The sequence below is a fragment of the Shewanella sp. SM69 genome (genome assembly GCF_025653985.1).
GTDB classification, from domain to species: domain Bacteria; phylum Pseudomonadota; class Gammaproteobacteria; order Enterobacterales; family Shewanellaceae; genus Shewanella; species Shewanella oncorhynchi.
On sequence record NZ_JAKKRV010000007.1, the window covers coordinates 119732 to 138895 of the forward strand.

Annotated in this window: 13 protein-coding genes; 6 read left to right on the forward strand and 7 right to left on the reverse strand. The window is 44.0% G+C overall.

Annotated elements, in window-relative coordinates; translation table 11 throughout:
- Window positions 1–22: 22 nt before the first annotated feature.
- The 3 genes from L5M37_RS11525 to prmB all read right to left on the reverse strand — a co-directional run bounded on the left by L5M37_RS11525 (window position 23) and on the right by prmB (window position 3427).
- Window positions 23–1198, reverse strand: a complete 1176-nt coding sequence (locus tag L5M37_RS11525) for an MFS transporter (RefSeq protein ID WP_198572774.1) — start codon at window positions 1196–1198, stop codon at window positions 23–25.
- 66 nt (window positions 1199–1264) lie between these two features.
- Window positions 1265–2359: a chorismate synthase gene (gene aroC / locus L5M37_RS11530; RefSeq protein ID WP_028761043.1), complete on the reverse strand. Its 1095-nt coding sequence runs from the start codon at window positions 2357–2359 to the stop codon at window positions 1265–1267.
- Window positions 2360–2482: 123 nt separating this feature from the next.
- Window positions 2483–3427 carry a 50S ribosomal protein L3 N(5)-glutamine methyltransferase gene (gene prmB / locus L5M37_RS11535; RefSeq protein WP_106650942.1) on the reverse strand — a complete coding sequence of 315 codons (945 nt, stop codon included), beginning with the start codon at window positions 3425–3427 and terminating at the stop codon, window positions 2483–2485.
- A gap of 80 nt (window positions 3428–3507) precedes the next feature.
- On the opposite strand from prmB, the gene smrB reads away from it, so the two are divergent.
- Window positions 3508–4038: an endonuclease SmrB gene (smrB, locus tag L5M37_RS11540; protein ID WP_105252090.1), complete on the forward strand. Its 531-nt coding sequence runs from the start codon at window positions 3508–3510 to the stop codon at window positions 4036–4038.
- Between the two features lie 98 nt (window positions 4039–4136).
- On the opposite strand, the gene sixA is transcribed toward smrB, so the two are convergent.
- Window positions 4137–4607 (reverse strand): phosphohistidine phosphatase SixA, encoded by a 471-nt coding sequence (gene sixA, locus L5M37_RS11545; RefSeq protein WP_028761045.1) that lies wholly within the window; start codon window positions 4605–4607, stop codon window positions 4137–4139.
- Window positions 4608–4776: 169 nt separating this feature from the next.
- Between sixA and L5M37_RS11550 the strand changes: the two genes are divergently transcribed.
- The 3 genes from L5M37_RS11550 to L5M37_RS11560 all read left to right on the forward strand — a co-directional run bounded on the left by L5M37_RS11550 (window position 4777) and on the right by L5M37_RS11560 (window position 12612).
- Entirely contained in the window at window positions 4777–7566 is a 2790-nt protein-coding gene (locus L5M37_RS11550) for an insulinase family protein (RefSeq protein WP_263184860.1), read from the forward strand.
- Between the two features lie 284 nt (window positions 7567–7850).
- On the forward strand, window positions 7851–12110 hold the full coding sequence (locus L5M37_RS11555) for an EAL domain-containing protein (RefSeq protein WP_263200559.1): 4260 nt from the start codon (window positions 7851–7853) through the stop codon (window positions 12108–12110).
- Between the two features lie 109 nt (window positions 12111–12219).
- Window positions 12220–12612, forward strand: a complete 393-nt coding sequence (locus L5M37_RS11560; RefSeq protein WP_263146195.1) for a hypothetical protein — start codon at window positions 12220–12222, stop codon at window positions 12610–12612.
- A gap of 338 nt (window positions 12613–12950) precedes the next feature.
- Here L5M37_RS11560 and L5M37_RS11565 read toward each other — a convergent pair whose 3' ends face one another.
- From L5M37_RS11565 to fadI, 3 genes are all read right to left on the reverse strand, one after another.
- A complete protein-coding gene (locus L5M37_RS11565; protein WP_263146193.1) occupies window positions 12951–13151 on the reverse strand; it encodes a hypothetical protein in 201 nt (66 codons plus the stop codon).
- A gap of 378 nt (window positions 13152–13529) precedes the next feature.
- A complete protein-coding gene (gene fadJ / locus L5M37_RS11570) occupies window positions 13530–15650 on the reverse strand; it encodes a fatty acid oxidation complex subunit alpha FadJ (protein ID WP_263190929.1) in 2121 nt (706 codons plus the stop codon).
- Between the two features lie 5 nt (window positions 15651–15655).
- Entirely contained in the window at window positions 15656–16966 is a 1311-nt protein-coding gene (gene fadI / locus L5M37_RS11575) for an acetyl-CoA C-acyltransferase FadI (protein ID WP_028761050.1), read from the reverse strand.
- Between the two features lie 262 nt (window positions 16967–17228).
- On the opposite strand from fadI, the gene L5M37_RS11580 reads away from it, so the two are divergent.
- The gene (locus tag L5M37_RS11580; RefSeq protein ID WP_028761051.1) at window positions 17229–18185 is read left to right on the forward strand and encodes an AAA family ATPase; all 957 of its coding nucleotides are present in this window, start codon (window positions 17229–17231) and stop codon (window positions 18183–18185) included.
- 24 nt (window positions 18186–18209) lie between these two features.
- The gene (locus tag L5M37_RS11585) at window positions 18210–19163 is read left to right on the forward strand and encodes a DUF58 domain-containing protein (protein ID WP_198572767.1); all 954 of its coding nucleotides are present in this window, start codon (window positions 18210–18212) and stop codon (window positions 19161–19163) included.
- The last annotated feature ends 1 nt before the right edge of the window (window position 19164 follow it).

Below are 19164 nucleotides of genomic sequence, written 5' to 3' on the forward strand. Positions count from 1 at the left end.
ACTTTTATCTTAATGGATATGACTAGGCCGTATGGGCTGCAACACTCGGTTTATCCTTAGGGATAAAGAATACCGCCAGCATAGCGGCAAAGGCGCATACTGCGGCAAATACCCAAGACCAAACCGCCCCACTACCATCGCCCCAAATATAGCCGCAAATCCAAGTACCGAGCGCGCCGCCAACCCCAAAACTTAAACTGGCGTATAGGGCTTGACCTTGGCTTCTGTGACTCGCATCAAAATGTTTATGCACAAATTGAATCGATGCCGCATGGGTTAAGCCAAAGGTAAAGGCATGTAATAATTGGCTAAAACCAAGCCACAACACACTATCTACCCCAAAAGCAACCAATAACCAACGTAGACAAGTCATGCCGATGCTGACAATCAATAAGGTATTCACGCCATAGCGGCCGAGTAAACGCGGCGCGAACATAAACATCACGATCTCGGCCATAGCGCCAAGGGCGACAAATATCCCCGCTGATGATTCTGAGTAACCCGCTTGTTTTAAATATAAGACGAAGAAGCCGTAGAAAGGTCCCGCGCTCATTTGCAGCAACATGGCCGAGACTAAGAACCAAATAATCGCCCGATTCCATTGCAATGGCGGCCGCACTTGGCTGGTGTCGCGCACTAAACGATTTGCTGGTAATGGCAACGCACTGGCTAACATGCCGATAAATAATGACAAACCGATATAAGGCAACACCTCAGTGCCCCACTGACCAATCGCAAAGCCCGCACCGACAACAAGACAAATATAACCGACACTACCCCAACTGCGAATTTGACCGTAGCGGCTGGCATTCTCGCCTAAGGTTTCTAAGGTGATCACTTCAAGCTGGGCGAGGATCGCATTCCAAAAGAAAGTATAGAGGGCCAAACTCAGCGCCATATACACAAAACCACCATGGTAGAAGAAACTCAAATACGCCAGCGCGGCGGCTCCCGCGCCCATTTTGATCAGCTCGGCGCGCATCCCAGTACGGTCAGCCACTTTAGCCCACACATTCGGCGCAACAATGCGCGTCGCCATCAGGATGGCGAGTAAAAAGCCAATTTCTTGAGGATTAAAACCGCGATTTTCGAAGAAGACCCCAAGATAAGGGACCATAGTGCCGAGAATAGAAAAGAAGAAAAAATAGCAGGCACAAAGCCAGCGCAATTGCCGGCTTGTGCTAGAAGAAGTTGACATTAACGCATTCCATTTATCTCATGCTACTCATTGTATCGTTATCGCATACCAGCTATTTCATGCGACTTATCGCATACCAAGCACTGGCGTATGACTACGCACATCCTGATTTTGCGCTCTGTGTCTTAGCAAGTGATCCATCAACACAATGGCAAGCATAGCTTCGGCAATCGGTACTGCGCGGATCCCAACACAGGGATCGTGACGACCTTTAGTGACAACTTCGGCCATTTCACCCTGCGCCGTCATACTTTGGCCCGGCACACTGATGCTTGATGTGGGTTTTAAGGCAATATGGGCAATGATCGGCTGACCCGACGAAATCCCACCGAGTACACCGCCCGCATGATTAGATTCAAAGCCTTGCGGCGACATTAAGTCACGCCCTTCGGAGCCCTTTTGCGTCACGACACCAAAACCATCACCAATCTCAACACCTTTGACGGCATTAATACCCATCAGCGCGTGGGCGATATCGGCATCGAGTCTATCAAATACTGGCTCACCTAAACCCACTGGCACACCTGTCGCGATAACGGAGATTTTCGCGCCAATCGAGTCACCGGATTTTTTCAGCTCACGCATGTATTCATCGAGCGCTTCCAGCTTGCTAGCATCGGGGAAGAAAAAGGCATTTTGCTCAATTTGGTCAAGATCAATGGTCTGCGCACAAATAGGTCCCAACTGCGACATATAGCCGTAGATCTCGATACCGTGAACTTGCTTTAAATACTTTTTCGCCACCGCACCCGCCGCAACCCGCATCGCAGTTTCACGGGCTGAAGAGCGGCCACCACCGCGGTAGTCACGCATACCGTACTTTTGCTGGTAGGTATAATCGGCGTGCCCAGGGCGAAATAAATCTTTGATATTAGAGTAATCTTGACTGCGTTGATCGGTATTTTCAATCAAGAGTCCAATCGAGGTGCCCGTGGTTTTACCTTCGAAGACGCCGGATAAAATCCGCACTTCATCGGGCTCACGGCGTGCCGTGGTATATCGGGATGTCCCAGGACGACGGCGGTCAAGATCATGCTGCATATCGGCTTCGGTTAATTCAAGCCCAGGAGGGCAACCATCAATAATGCAACCCAGTGCAACACCGTGACTCTCACCAAACGTCGTCACTACAAAATTTTGACCAATACTGTTTCCAGACATCCGCTTTGTACACCTTAGGTTATTTGTTCATCGCTCCGCGTCCAGCGAGTACTGGACAATTTTTTTCCCGCTGCAAGCCTAACTGGCAGCGGGAAAAGTCTCAACCTAATTTGCTATCTTAGGCTATTGTGCGTCGCGATAAATACCAAATACCGACTGATTTTCGACCAGTTGATCGCGGGTCAATACGAATACGCCATCGCCACCATTTTCAAAGTTAATCCAAGTGAATGGCACTTCTGGAAACTGCTCAATCAAATGCACCATAGAATTACCGACTTCGACTACGAGTAAACCCGTTGGCGTGAGGTATTGCGCGGCATTGGCGAGTATACGCTTGGTTAAATCTAAGCCGTCGCGACCTGAGGCTAAACCAATGGCTGGCTCATGGTGATATTCATCAGGCATGTCGCCAATGTCTTCAGCATCCACATAAGGTGGGTTTGAAACAATCAAATCATACTGAGGCCCTTCTGGGATGGCCGAAAACAGATCCGATTGCATCGGGAAAACTCTGTCCATCACACCTAAGGTTTCGATATTGATTTGCGCCACATCTAAGGCATCCTCGCTGATATCCAGCGCATCGACTTCGGCGTCTTCAAATTCATAGGCACAGGCAATCGCGATACAAGCGCTGCCAGTACATAAATCTAAAATACGCGTTACCGGTTTGCCGTATAACCAAGGGCTAAAACGGTTGGCGATCATTTCAGCAATCGGTGAACGTGGCACTAACACGCGCTCATCGACGTAAAATTCAAGCCCAGCAAAACGCGCTTTGTTGGTCAAGTAAGGCACAGGTAAGCGCTCTCTCACTCGACGAATGATCAACTCGACAATTTTATGCTTTTCACTGCTGGTCAAGTTACTTAAAATCACTTGCTGACCGATTTCTTCGGGTAAGTGTAAGGCATGGAAAACTAAGGCGATGGCTTCATCCCACGCATTATCAGTACCATGACCATAATACACATTGGCATCGTTAAAACGGCTCACGGCCCAACGTAACATATCGCCAATAGTACGTAATTCTGTCACAGCTTCATCTACAAAGATCTTATCCAAAACGTGCTCCCGCTAGTTTGTTCGCAAACATTGTAACTGAACTCTATTCAGAAACCATAGGATTCAATAGAATACCCGCCATGAATAAAGACGACGACAAAGAAGGCTTGGCGATGTTCTCAGCGCTTATCGATGGTATTAAACCCATCACGCAAAATAAGCGACACTTTCGCATGCCCTTAAAAACCAAACAGGAAATAGAACTGAAAGAGCAGCAACTGCATGCTAACAGTTATTTCTCAGATACTTATCAACCACTACTGCCTGTACAAGGGCCGATGCGTTGGTTAGAAGAAGGTGTTGACAGCTTAGAGCTCAAACGCCTCAGACGTGGGGATTACCAGCCAGATTTGCTGCTGGATTTACACGGCTATCGCCAATCGGAAGCCAAACTTGAGTTAGCGGCACTGATCCAAGCCTGCGTCAAACAACAGAGCCTGTGCTGCTGCATTATGCATGGTTATGGCAGTGGCATATTGAAACAACAAGTTCCCATGTGGTTAGTGCAGCATCCTATGGTGAAAGCTTTCCATCAGGCGCCTAAAGAATGGGGGGGCGATGCGGCGTTATTAGTGCTGATTGATATTGGCGAGCAGCCGCATAGACGTTAGCTCGCTATCGGCTTAGGCTTTAACATTTACTATTTAGCGAAAACAAACGGCCCATTTAATGTGGGCCGTTTGTTTTGTAAAAGAGATATAAAACTAGATTAGCTAATACTATGCGGGGCGTGCTGCCACACAATCGACGCTTGCTCGGCATGTTTATCAATGAGCGTAATGCCTGACGTCGCGAATAATGGCGGCTCAACGCCAGCCACTAACTCACTGACTAAGTAGCCCAGTAACGGCATGTGAGCAATCACGAGTACTTTATCCGCCTTGTATAACTCAGCATAAGCCACAACCAAGGCGGCTACATTGGCGGGATCGCCAGAAGGCACAAGATCATCGGCGACTAGCCACTTACGCGGCTCAGGAAAATGCTGACTCAGTTCCTGCCACGTTTGCTGTGCTCGTAAGTAAGGACTAACTAAAACAAGATCGAAATCAGCCACACTGCGAGCTAGCCAGTTGCTCATCAACACAGTATGGTGCCTTCCAACATCGGTCAGTGTTCTGTCTCTATCAGACTGAGCATTAAATCCGGCGTCACCATGTCTCATCAAAAATAGCTGCATACTTCTCTCGCGACTCAAACTTGTTTTTGTTTTATCCCAATTGTAGCCCTAAAATCCGTTTCAACAAACCTCACAAGACTTAATCTTTAGTCGATAAACACAAGAGATATTTGCTAAAAACCATTAAGACTATCAATATATAACAAGCTATCGTTATCGGAGTGTCTCTTTGCAAGCCTCTCAGTCCATATATAAAAGTCCAAATGATCACCGCCAGTATCGTTATCTTGTATTAGATAATGCACTCAGGGTGTTATTGGTTGAAGATCAAGATGCCAGCCAAGCTGCCGCATCTATGGCTGTAGGCGTGGGTCATTTTGATGATCCCGCAGATAGACCCGGCATGGCGCACTTTTTAGAGCATATGCTCTTTCTAGGTACTGAGAAATTCCCAGACTCAGGCGAGTATCACGCCTTTATCAACCAGCATGGTGGCAGCAATAACGCTTGGACAGGCACAGAGCACACTAACTTCTTTTTCACCATCAATGAAGAAGTGTTTGCCGACTCCTTAGACAGATTCAGCCAATTTTTTATCGCCCCAAAATTTGATTTAGATTTAGTCGATAGAGAACGCCAAGCTATTGAATCTGAATTTAGTTTAAAACTGAAAGATGATATCCGTCGAACCTATCAAGTACTCAAAGAGACAGTCAACCCACTGCATCCATTTTCGAAATTTTCCGTGGGTAACTTAGTCACCTTAGGCGGAGAACAGGCACAGGTACGTAGTGAATTGCTCGATTTCTATCAAAGCCATTACAGCGCCAACTTAATGACCTTGTGCTTAGTCGCTCCGCTTTCCCTTGATGAATTACAAGATTTAGCCTGCCACTATTTTAGTGGGATACGAAACTTGAACTTAGTGAAAAACTATCCTCAAGTACCACTATTTTCAGAAAAAGAACTGTTGAGGCAAATCGATATTGTGCCGCTTAAGGAGCAAAAACGCTTAAGCATCAGTTTTAATTTCCCAGGAATTGATCACTACTACAAACGTAAGCCTTTGACTTATATCAGCCATATTTTAGGCAATGAGAGTCATGGCAGTCTGTTGTCGTATCTGAAAGAACAAGGATTAGTGAACAACTTGTCTGCGGGCGGCGGTGTAAATGGTTATAACTTCAAGGATTACAGTATCGGTTTACAGTTAACCGATAAAGGGCTAGGCAATCTCGATGAAATTATCAGCTGCTGTTTTGAGTATATTGAACTTATCAAAACCCAAGGCTTAGATGAATGGCGTTATTTGGAGCGTGCAAACCTGCTCAAAATGGCGTTTCGTTATCAAGAGCAAGTTAAATCACTCGATTTAGCCAGCCATCTCAGTATCAATATGCATCACTATGAAGTCGAAGACTTGGTCTTTGGCGATTATCGGATGGATGGGCTGGATATCCCTGAAACCATTGAGCTACTTGAGCTCATGGTGCCACAGAATATGCGCCTGCAGCTTATCGCCCAATCGGTTAAAACGGATCGTAAAGCTAACTGGTATCACACGCCGTACAAAGTCCGCCCAATTGCGCCACAGTCCCTAGCTCGTTGGCAAGTGAACAATATTCGCCCTGAATTACAGCTACCGGCTGCAAATCCTTTTATTGTCGCCGACTCGATTGCCCGTCCGGATAAGAGCGATGTTGACGTGCCGGTGATAGTTGCTGAATCAACTGGATACCGCATTTGGCATAAGAAAGATGATGAGTTTAATGTGCCAAAAGGTCACATGTATTTATCGCTGGATTCAGAGCAGGCAAGTAAAACGCCAAGGCATGCCGCCCTCACCCGCTTATATGTTGAAATGCTACTCGATTATCTCACCGAGCCAACCTATCAGGCCGAAGTTGCTGGATTAAGCTATAACATTTATCCGCATCAAGGCGGAATTACACTGCATTTATCGGGCTTTACCGGCAATCAAGAAACGTTATTAGCGCTATTAATCCATAAAGCCAGAGAGCGCAATTTTACCGAAGAGCGCTTTGCCCTCATAAAATCTCAGCTTCTGCGCAGTTGGCAGAATCAAACACAGGCTAAACCGATTTCACAATTATTTACTAGCCTGACTGTTACACTGCAAAAAAGCAGTTATGAACCAGCACGCATGGCTCAAATGTTGGAAGATATTAGCCTAGAAGATTTACATAACCATGTACGCGCCTTCTACGAAAAGATCTATCTTGAAGGGTTAGTCTACGGGGATTGGCTAGTCTCTGAAGCACAAGCTCTTGGCAAACGTTTAGAGCACATTTTATCTTTAGTTTCGACGCCGAGCGCCGAGTCCACCAGAGAATTAGTGAATTTAACAGGCCAAGGCACGTTACTGAGAGAACTCGCAATAGATCATCAAGATAGCGCAATTATTGTGTATTACCAATCTGCCGTGGCAACACCCGAAAAAATGGCGCTATTTAGCTTACTGAATCACACTATGTCATCCACCTTCTTCCATGAGCTACGTACTGAAAAACAGTTGGGCTATATGGTAGGCACAGGTTACCTGCCGCTCAATCGTCATCCTGGACTTATTTTCTATATTCAGTCACCCACAACTGGGCCACTGCATTTATTAGAAGCCATCGACGAGTTTATTGCTGACTTTAATTATGCAGTGATGCAAATCACCAACGAAGAATGGGAAAGCACAAAGGTAGGCCTGATTAATCAAATCATGGAGCACGACGCGAACCTCAAAACTCGCAGTCAACGTTATTGGGTCAGTGTTGGCAATAGAGATTATCAATTTAACCAAAGAGAACTCGTCGTAGACGAAATCACTAAGCTCACCCGCACTGATTTACTCAAATTCATGATGCGTAAAATGCGTACTAAGCACAGCGACCGCTTAGTGTTATTTAGCACAGGTGAACAACACAGAACCCAAGCCGCGCTGATGTCAGACAAAATGATCACGGATCTTAAAGTTTTTAAGCAAACGGCAGAAAAGTTTAATTTCTAAACAAAAAACACTTTTGCTCACACATTTGTGAGCAAAGTTAGGTAAACAAACAGAACCGCTACAAATCAGTCCAACTATAGTCGTATCTTTCAGTGTTGGACGTAATCCTGATGTAAAACATGGCTAGCCCATGTTCTACCACTTCAGCACCGAACAATTTTACTGCATCTACATGCTGTTAAAAGGATTTTCTGCGGACTCTACTTTGACAAACCGCTCACTTTCTGGAAAAGTGATGTAACACAATTGTTTCATGGCATCCTCGGATAATAAGAACAAACACTATGCCTAAAGCACTCTTTAAAATCGTCTTGCTCGCTTTTTTTAGCTTGCATGCATTCGAAGACGTAAACGCATCTCCCTTTTCTGATAAATCTCCTATTATTCTCCAATCACAATCTTTTGGTGTCCCAGAAGGACTTTCCCAAAGCACTGTTACGTCTATCGTTCAAGACAATGATGGTTATATATGGATAGGAACATTTAATGGATTAAATCGATTTGATGGGAAAAACTTTAAGCATTTTTATGCTAATGATACCAGAACAGGCCTTCCCAGCTCTTTTATTAGAAGTTTACTTATTGATGATAAAGGCATTTTATATGTTGGAACCGATAGTGGCTTAGTCGTATATGATAAACTTCAAGAATCCTTTTCTCAGTATGGACTGTCGGTAAAAAGCTCTCCTGTTTGGAGCCTCAACTCAAGTGATAAGAGTTTAATTGTTGGAACTAACAAAGCAATTATAGATATAAATAACAAAGAAAAAACATACGAACTTTCAAATAAAGGCCTAAGTGAAATCAAAAAAACGATAAAAGTAGGCGACGATTATTACATAAGAGATTATGCAGGTACGTTATTTAAGCTCACCCAGAATGAATTAAAAGAGATAGCTAAAAAAACAATTGATTTCGAGCAAGAAGATCACTCAACACTACTCATATCATTAAGTGATGGACTATATAAGTATAAGGACAATAAAATAGTAAAAATTGATCCACGAGTATTTTCTCAACTCACGAAACACAAAAACACTATTTATGGTATCACTAATAAAAATATAGTTAATATTTCTAAAAATAGCATTGTAGGACTTCTAGCCACAGATAGCACAGATAAAACATCTTCATTTTTTGCAACCGAAGATATGTCTATACTAGGAAGTATTGATCAAGGCATCACTATTGTAAAAAAAGTAAATAATTTAGTGCAGAAAACCAACTTAACCACCGATAGCACATGGCATCTTACAAAAAACACTAAAGGCTTTCTGGTTTCATCTGACTCTGAAAAAATAAATCTTTTTGATGAAAATTTAAACCTAATCAAAAGTTTCAGCACTCATACTCAAGGATACAAATACGCAGTTCTAAGTGATGATGGACTTTATTTTGGTACTAATGCAGGGTTATTTTTACAGAAAGATGATTCATCCAGGTTGATTAGCAAAAATATAATATCATCACTCTCTATTAATGAAAATAGTTTAACAATTGCTGCTGGCACACCTGATGGGAAAGTTTTAATCATCAAAAATGGTGAAATTACTAACAGCATTGATACAAAAAAGAATGAGCCAATTTTTGACGTAGAGTTAACATCTGACAACCTAATATATATAGCCGGACAAGATGGACTGAAAAAATATGAAAATGGGTTATTAGAAAACTTAAACAATGAAATAACTTACAGCATCGAAAAAAGTGATAATGGCATTTACTTCGGAACATCAACATCACTGATGCTTTATAATTATACCAGTAAAAAAATTTCGAGAATACTTTCTAACAATAAAGAGATCTACGCCATTGTAGATAATGATGGTTTTATAACAGCCTCATCACTAAGTGAAGTCATTATTTTTGAAAAAAACAGTAAAGTATCTTATACCTTAAAAACATCAAATGGGAGTCAATATGAGTACAATGCTCCAAATGGTATTAATATAAACGGTAACACTCTACTTGCGGGGATCAGTGGAATTAGTCTAGTATCACCTAAAGATGTTGTAAGCTATGTAAAGAAAAGCAAGGTAAATAAAACAGAAATATCAGATTTCTTAGTATTTAATATAGTTCAAAATCAAGAAAGTAACTATCTAATACAATCAATCGCAGCATCTAATAAAATATCATTGAAATACTCTGACTATCCATTTTCGTTCAACTTTATATCTCCCATGTCAGACGACTCATCAACTAACTACTACTATAGGATGTTTGGCCTTTCTGATATATGGATACCTGCAAATGGAACAAACTCAGCAACATATACAAACTTATCTCCAGGAAATTATACTTTTCAAGTTTATGCGGTTAACTCACTTTCCGGTGAAAAAGCAGCAACAAAAGAGCTTGCTGTCATTATAACACCTCCTTGGTGGTCATCATTTCAAGCAAAATCTATTTATGCTGCAATTGTATTATGTATCTCATATCTAGTAATAAAAACGGTGCTACGTCGTAGAGAAACACAAAGACAGATTGTACTCAGCGAAGAAAGATTAAAACTTTCCCTTTGGGGAAGTGGTGATGAAATGTGGGACTGGGATATAGAAACTGGCAACATTTTTCGCTCCAATATTTGGGGAGCACTTGAATTTCCCCGTGATGGACATCGTTCAGGTAAATCGGATGAAGAGAGTAATATACATCCTATGGATCAAGAACGTGTTCGTGAAGCACTCAATAAGCATTTTTATGGTGAAACAGATCATTTTGAAGCCGCATATAGGGTAAAAGGCAAAGACGACAATTGGGTATGGATCTTAGACCGTGCCAAAATTGTAGAGCGGGATGACAAAGATAATGCCCTGCGAATGACTGGAACGATTAAAAATATTAGTCAGTTTAAACAAAAGGAAGAACAACTAAAACTCTTTGAAAAAGCAATTGAAAACATTTCGGAAGGTATGTTTATCCTCGACAACGAATACCGTTTTGTCGAAGTCAACGAAGCTTGCTGTAAAATTTCATTACGTAACCGAAATGACTTTATTGGCAACTTACTCACATTTGATTTATATCCAGAAACCTTCTCCACCCAAATCAGAACCATGTTAAAACAGCAAGGTCGCTGGGCAAATGAAGTCGAAGCCGCCAGAGGAGATAACAGTCACTTCCATATGGAGCTCACTATCGATGCTATCTATGATGAGTTAGGCGAATTATCACACTATGTTGGTGTTTTTTCTGATATATCAAGACGTAAGCAGCAAGAAGAAGAGCTTAGAAAATTAACTAATAACGATCTCTTAACTGGACTGCCAAATCGCTCCAACTTACAAGTGACCTTAAGTAACCTAGTGAATCGAGAAATAGCTCATGCGCTTATGGTACTTGATCTTGATAATTTTAAACGTATTAATGACTCCTTAGGCCATCAAATTGGGGATGCATTATTAAAGCTCGTTGCTACCCGCATTAAGTCCTTACTTCCTAAAAATACCAGTATTTATCGTCTAGGCGGAGATGAATTCGCCATTGTATTAGACAAGGGTTCAGATATAAGCGCCAGCGCTGCGATTGCTAACCGTATTATTGAGGGATTAAAACCTGCATTTGACGTTAGCAATGAACAGCTAGTCCTAGGATTAAGTATTGGTATAGTGCTGTTCCCAGAAGATGAACAAAGCGAGCAAGCATTACTGAGAAAGGCTGACATTGCTATGTACCATGCTAAGTCTGCGGGAGGTAATTGCTACCAGTTTTATTCTGAGTCCTTGAACCAACATGCAATTAGGCAATTAGAAGTAGAAAATCTTATCCGTGAAGGCTTAAAAGATGATCTATTTGAAGTTTATTATCAACCTAAGGTTGATCTTAAAAGCGGTAAAATTGCAGGTATGGAGGCTTTAGTCAGATTAAATCATCCAGTACATGGCTTGATACCCCCAAATGATTTTATTCCGCTTGCTGAAGAAAACGGCTTAATTGTTGAAATTGGTGAAATAGTCTTACGCAAAGCCTGTTTCGCAGCACAGAAATGGCGTGAACAAGGCATATTCAGCGGCAGAGTCGCCGTCAATTTATCGTCACGTCAATTTGCACTGCCCGATATTCAACAGCGAATAGAGTCAACATTAAGACTCACTAAACTACCTGCATGTCATCTTGAATTAGAAATAACTGAAGGTACCGTCATTAAACAGCCGGAAACGGCTATTATTGTCATGCAGCAACTGGCTAAAATGGGCGTTAGTTTAGCACTCGATGATTTCGGCACTGGATACTCGTCCCTTTCATACTTAAAACGTTTCCCGATTCATACTTTAAAAATTGATAAAGCTTTTGTTGACGATATTGATAAGTCTGATCGCGATCTCAAAATGGTCGATTCTATTATCACTATCGCCCATAACATGGGGCTTTCTGTTGTAGGTGAAGGGGTAGAACAAGCTGCACAATTGAACATTTTACGGGCACTCAACTGTGAAGAAATTCAAGGCTATATTTTTAGTAAGGCCATAAAGGAGACCGAATTTACCTTACTACTCCAAGAAGACATGATAAAGCTAAACACAAAAAGCAACATTACATAATCAATTTACTCTCAACTTGATTGCGACTTACAACATTGGCACAACAAGTGCAACAGCACTATCAGTGTCAATAATAAATCAATATCAACTACCCTGAGAGAGAATTAGAATGATGAAAGGAATCCTTGCCGCCGTTACTTTATTATCTTCAATTAGTTTTGCAGTAAATACTTATGCACTTGAAGATAGCACTAAATTAGAACCAGCAGCTAAGTCAATTACTTCAGAAGAACCTGCAGTTAAACTTGCTCCAGTAGAAGTAACTGGGCATCCATATGTGAAGTTTAAACCTTTTGAAATCGCTGGGCATCCATATGTGAAGTTTAAACCTTTTGAAATCGCTGGGCATCCTTATGTGAAGTTCAAACCTTTTGAAATCGCTGGGCATCCTTACGTGAAGTTCAAACCTTTTGAAATCGCTGGGCATCCTTACGTGAAGTTCAAACCTCTCGAAGTCGCAGGACATCCTTACGTTAAATTTATTAACTCTGAAGTTGCATAACATTAATCAGGTTAAGGAGAGTGACTATGTTAAATTCAATCAAAAAAGCACTCGGTTTATCCAAGCCAGCGCGTAAAAAAGTTAAGTTGCCTGAAGGCTTGAATCACCTTGAAGTGATTTCAGCAAAAGGTTGGTGGAACTAATTTAAGTTCTGTAGCCATGAGTCTAACTCATGTACAGTGATAGTTAATTAAGTTAGCGCAGCTTAGAAACAATAAAGGGAGCATTGACTCCCTTTAGTTTTAAGTGAATATAAAAGTACTAAATAGTCATGTAGTCATGTAGTCATGTAGTCATGTAGTCATGTAGTCATGGAAATTACCTAACAAATTAATAAATTAGCTATTTAATATCCCTTCCTCACGACAACGGATTTTCCTCAAGGCTAAATGACTATGTGTCGTAAAGAGTGGATAAGCCAGAGGCCCGAGCACAAAACCCAGCAGCACCCAATGCTTAACAGTAAAACCTGCGGTAAATGCAGCTAAGCCGAAGTACCAAGCCGAGATTAATGCGATAAACATAACCAGCAAAACCACAAACCACCTCTTTAAAAACAACTAAATAAATCATAAAGGTAGAGAAATTAATTCCTCATCAAAATGCGGATGCTACTCGCGTAATCTTGGTGATTGATGCACATGTTAAATACGTCGTTTTAACAGCAGGATAAAAAGTTCTCCGCACTATGCATAAACGAGCAACACTCATTCATCGCTACGCTCTCAGTACAGAACACGTAACACCGAACTCTCGATAAAGGGCTCGGGTTATACAAGATCCACATCCCCAACATGAACATTTTTTAGGCAAAAACATGCCTTGTGGCAATAAAAAAGCGGCAACAAACTGCCGCTTTTTTGTTCAATTTTGATTAACTAAGACCTAGATTAACGATGACTTAGATTCACTGAAACTTAGAAAAAGTTCGCGTTTTCTTGAGCCATGGTTTTTAAGCGCTCACAAGGTTCGAATCTGTTACCGAATTGACTTTGATAACCTTCAAGGATCTTCACTAAGTTCGCGGCGCCTAAAGTGTCAATATAATGGAATGGGCCACCGAGGAATGGCGGGAAGCCAATACCAAAAATGGCGCCAATATCACCGTCTCTTGGCGATGCAATAATACCATCATCTAAACAACGCACCGCTTCATTGAGCATTTGTACGACACAACGCTCGGCAACCGCTTTTGCGTCTTTATTGGTGCCAGGCTTAATGCCTAACACGCCATAAACACTTTCATCGACGGCTTTAGCTTTCTTGCTCGATGCGCCGTATTGATAGAAACCTTTGCCATTTTTACGGCCTTTACGATCGTCACCTAAAAGCTTGTCAAATGCCGCTGGCGCTTTAAAACGTTCACCCAATTCTTTCTCAAGGATCGGTGAAATTTTTGCGCCCACGTCGATACCCACTTCGTCGAGTAAAGTAATCGGTCCCACAGGGAAACCAAACTTCACTAAGGCTTTATCCAGATGTTCAACACTTTGGCCTTCAAGTAATAATTGCGCAGCCTCGTTCATATACAGCGCCAGAATACGGTTCACGTAGAAACCCGCACCATCCTGCACCACTATCGGTGTTTTACCTTGCTTACGGGCAAATGCGACCGTGGTCGCAATGGTTTCTGGTGACGTTTTAGCATGGGCAATCACTTCCACCAGCGGCATTTTCTCTACTGGCGAGAAATAATGCAGACCAATCACGTTCTCGGGACGCGTTGCCGCCTCGGCGATTTGGCTAATAGGCAAAGATGAAGTATTTGACGCAAAAATAGTGTGCTCACCACACTCACGCTCTATGTCTTTCACCATTTGATGCTTAAGTGCTAAATCTTCAAATACCGCTTCCACAACGATATCGGCATCGTTAACGCCTTTATACTCAGTGGTTGTCGTCATCAGCGCCATTAAATTGTCACGGGCAGCAGGCGTCATATGGCGGCGCTTTACCCCTTTATCCAACAACTTATAAGCGTAGGCTAATGCATTGCTTAAACCTTTTTCGCTGATGTCTTTGACGCGAACGGGGATTTTAGCCTTAGTGGTAGTCACAGAGGCAATGCCTCCGCCCATTAAACCGCCACCTAAGATCACCGCTTTCTTCACTTTACGCGGCGTAGCACCCTCAGCGCCGGTTTCTTTCTTCATTTCTGTGGTGGCGAAGAAAATACTGCGCAGCGCTTCAGATTCTTTTGATACCACTAATTCGGCAAAGTGACTCGCTTCGACTTCTAGCCCTTTTTGCATCCCCTTCGCAATCCCTTGACGCACGCAGTCAATAATTTTGGCTGGTGCTGGATAATTACCTTGGGTTTTCTTTTCGACTTGTTTAGTCGCTTGATCGAAAATAATGTTACGGCCAAAGCTCGTGCCTTCAAGCACTTGATTAACGAGTGACTTTTTAACAGGTTTCGGTGCACGTTTACCAGCAAGCGCCATCTCAACTGCGGTTTGCAGCAAAATGGTCTGCGGTACAACATCATTCACTAAGCCCATTTTCAAGGCTTGTTTAGGACGGATTTGTTTACCTGTCAACATCATGTCTAAGGCGGTGGTAATGCCGACTAAACGAGGCAAACGTTGAGTCCCACCGCCGCCAGGTAATAAGCCAAGTTGAACTTCCGGTACGCCGAGCATGGTTTTACCATCGTCGCTACATACCCTTTGATGGCAGGCTAAGGCTAACTCTAAACCACCACCTAAACAGGCACCATGGATTGCCGCTACTACAGGAATTTTTAAGGCTTCTAACTCATTAAAAACCACATGCCCTTGCTGGGATAAGGCTTTGGCATCGCCCGCCGTTTTACAGGCATCGAGCATAGAAATGTCCGCGCCCGCGACGAAAGAATCTTTCTTGCCCGAGATCAGCACGAGCCCACGAATATGAGGATCGCTTTTAATCTCAGCCAGAATCTCACTGATTTCAGGGCCAAACTGTGCTTTTAGGGTGTTCATGGTTTCGCCAGGAACATCCATAGTCAAAATGGCAATGCCGTCGTCGCGGCGGGTTAAATTAAAGGTCTTTTCCATGCCGATTACTCCACTTCCACTATCATAGCCACACCCAAACCACCGGCCGCACAAGCCGTCGTTAAGCCAGTTCCACCACCACGGCGCTTAAGCTCACGACACACTTGGGTGATTAAACGGGTTCCCGTTGCCGCAAAAGGATGACCATAAGCGAGCGAGCCACCGAGCACGTTAAACTTGCTCATGTCGATTTCGCCAATCGCGCGGTTGCGGCCGAGTTTTTCTTCGGCAAATTTTTTCGAAGCAAACATCTGCATATTCGCTAATGTCTGCGCAGCAAAGGCTTCGTGCATTTCAATCAGGGTAAGATCTTCTAATTCCATTCCAGCACGTTTTAACGCCAGTGGCGTCGCGTAGGATGGCCCCATCAGCATATCTTGCCACACATCAATGGCGCTAAAGGCGTAACTCTTAATGTAACCAATCGGTTGATAACCTAAGGCTTTGGCTCGACCTTCACTCATCAGGATAATCGCTGAGGCACCGTCCGTCAGTGGCGTACTATTGGCCGCCGTCACAGTACCGTGTTGTTTGTCGAATGCAGGGCGCAACTTAGCATATGACTCCAATACTGAGTTTTCGCGGATATTGTTATCGCGATCGATAAACTGCTTATACGGCGGTATATGCGCGACCATAACTTCGTCACGCAAATGGCCCGAAGCCCAAGTTTCGCTCGCTAAGGTATGTGAACGGTGCGCTAAGGCATCTTGATCGGCACGACTAATATTGTAGGTTTTTGCCATCTGCTCGGCGGTTTGTCCCATAGACAAGCCCGTTGAGTACTCTGCCACAGCAGGCGGCACAGGTAATAAATCCTTTATGCCTAAACGGCGGAAAATTTGTAATTTTTGTCCAAAGCTACGGGCTTTATTCAAATCGACTAACGCATGGGCTAATTTTTTCGATACACCGATAGGCAATACAGAGGAAGAGTCGGCGCCGCCCGCAATACCGATTTCGATATTACCCGTCATGATAGATTCAGCCACGTTGACGGCAGATTGAAAGCTAGTTGCACAGGCGCGAGTGACACTATAGGCATCGGTCGACACATTCATGCCAGTACCGAGTACGATTTCACGGGCAATGTTAGGTGCAGCCGGCATTTGCACGACTTGTCCATACACTAATTGCTCAATCAGCTTAGGATCGAGTTCAGAGCGCGCCAATAATTCATTGACCACCATTTTGCCCATATCGAGCGCCGATACGCCGTGGAATGCCGTGGCTTGCTTTGCAAATGGCGTTCTTAAACCCGCTACAATGGCGATACGTTCACCCTTGGCGTTCGTAACCTGTTGTCTATCACTCATTTGTCACCCTCTTTATGTGCGCAATCGCTGAGAGATTTCAGGCGGCGCTAGCTATTTCCGTGTTTGACCCATTGTTTTACGGCGAAAAACGCCCAATAACAGGTCTGACCATTAAAGTGTGATCTGATTCTAACTTCTTGTCAGCAAGTTTTAAACACCTGTTTGTTTTTTTAACACTAGCCAAACCCTAAGGGAATTCTTTACCATAGCTGTTGTCTATAGCCCACACACGTATTTTCAACATAATAAAACGAGTAGCATCATGCCTTTGAGTCGCTTCCACGCATTACGCACTTACCTAAATAAGGTTGTTTTAGGGCAGCCAGTATTGACCGAAAATCTGCTCATTGCCTTAATTGCCAATGGCCACTTATTAGTTGAAGGACCTCCGGGACTGGCAAAGACCCGTGCAGTGAAAGCCTTATGTGACGGGGTTGAGGGCGATTTTCACCGCATTCAATTTACCCCAGATCTGCTACCTGCCGACTTAACTGGCACAGATATCTATCGCTCGCAAACCGGCACCTTCGAATTTGAAGCCGGACCGATTTTCCACAATTTAATCTTGGCGGACGAAATTAACCGCGCCCCAGCCAAAGTTCAGTCAGCCTTATTAGAAGCCATGGCCGAAGGTCAAGTTACAGTTGGTAAGCACAGCTATAAACTTCCACCGCTGTTTTTAGTAATGGCCACCCAAAACCCATTAGAGAACGAAGGCACTTATCCGCTGCCCGAAGCACAGCTTGACCGTTTTCTGATGCACTTAAACCTTGATTACCCAAGCGGCGAGACTGAAATCGAAATTCTGCGTCAATCCCGCAAAGAAGCGCTGACCCACGAATTACCAACCACTGAGCCGATTGCACAAGCAGATGTGTTTGCCGCCCGTGACGAAGCCATGGAAATCTATCTCGCCGAGCCACTCGAAAAGTACATAGTCGAAATCGTGATGGCGACCCGTGAGCCTTTACGTTACAGCGAAGACTTAGCTAAGTGGCTTGAGTACGGCGTCAGCCCGCGTGCAACCATTTCATTAGAACGCTGCGCCCGCGCCCGTGCTTGGCTGCACGAGCGAGACTTTGTTTCACCAGAAGACATTCAAGCCGTCGCACCGAACGTGTTAAGACACAGATTGCTACTTAGCTACCAAGCACAGGCCGAAGGTGTCAGCCGCGATCACGTGATCAACCACATCTTAAGTCAAGTTGCAGTACCTTAACGGTGAAGATAAAGGTGAAATAAGATGAGTGACACAGCGCGACTCTCAGCCTCGGTCGATGGCTTGCCGCTTTTTGCCGATGGCTTGCATTTAACCGAGCAAGAGCTGCTGGCGTGCCAAAATATCGCCCGTGCTATGCCTGAGCGTTATAGCCGTGCCCGCGCTAATTTAGCGGGCCATCGCAGCAGCTTAATCAAAGGCCGCGGTATGGAGTTTGCCGAGGTGCGCCACTACCAACAGGGCGACGATGTGCGCACCATTGATTGGCGCGTTACCGCTCGTACAGGCACAACTCACACTAAGTTATTTGTCGAAGAACGTGAGCGCCCTATTTTATTGTTAATCGACTTGAGCCAAAGCCTCTATTTTGGTTCGAGTTTATTGCTGCAATCGGTGCAAGCAGGACACCTTGCGACCACCTTAGGTTGGAATGCGATTAACCATGGCGATCGGCTCGGCGCCTTGATCGCATGCGAGTCTGAGCATTTAGAGCTCAAACCCCGCAGCCGTCGTCAGGGCATATTGCAATTGATCTCAGGCCTGCGCCGTGTGCACGAAAATCAGCTCAATCATGTTGGCACTGGCCAGCGCGATCCTGACCATATCCTGCGTGCCTGTCAGCGATTACAACGTATCGCCAAACCCGGCTCCTTAGTTTGGATAGTGACAGATGGCAGCCATTTTAGTCCCCAATGTATCGCGCCTCTCACCGAGCTTAAGCGTCATTGCGATGTGGGTGCCTATCTTATTACCGATCCTCTGCGTCAAGGCACACTGCCGTTACCGCACAACTTTAATTTGCCGGTACGGGATGGGGATGAGGACTTAGTGCTTACCCGCCACAGTTATCAGGCTTGGCTCGACATTCAGTTGCGTCAGCAAAACGATTTTATCGCCATGATGCAGCAACTGCGCGTTCGCACCCAGCTCATAGATGCGGGTGCTCCCCTAGCCCATCAATTGGAATTATTGCGTTAAC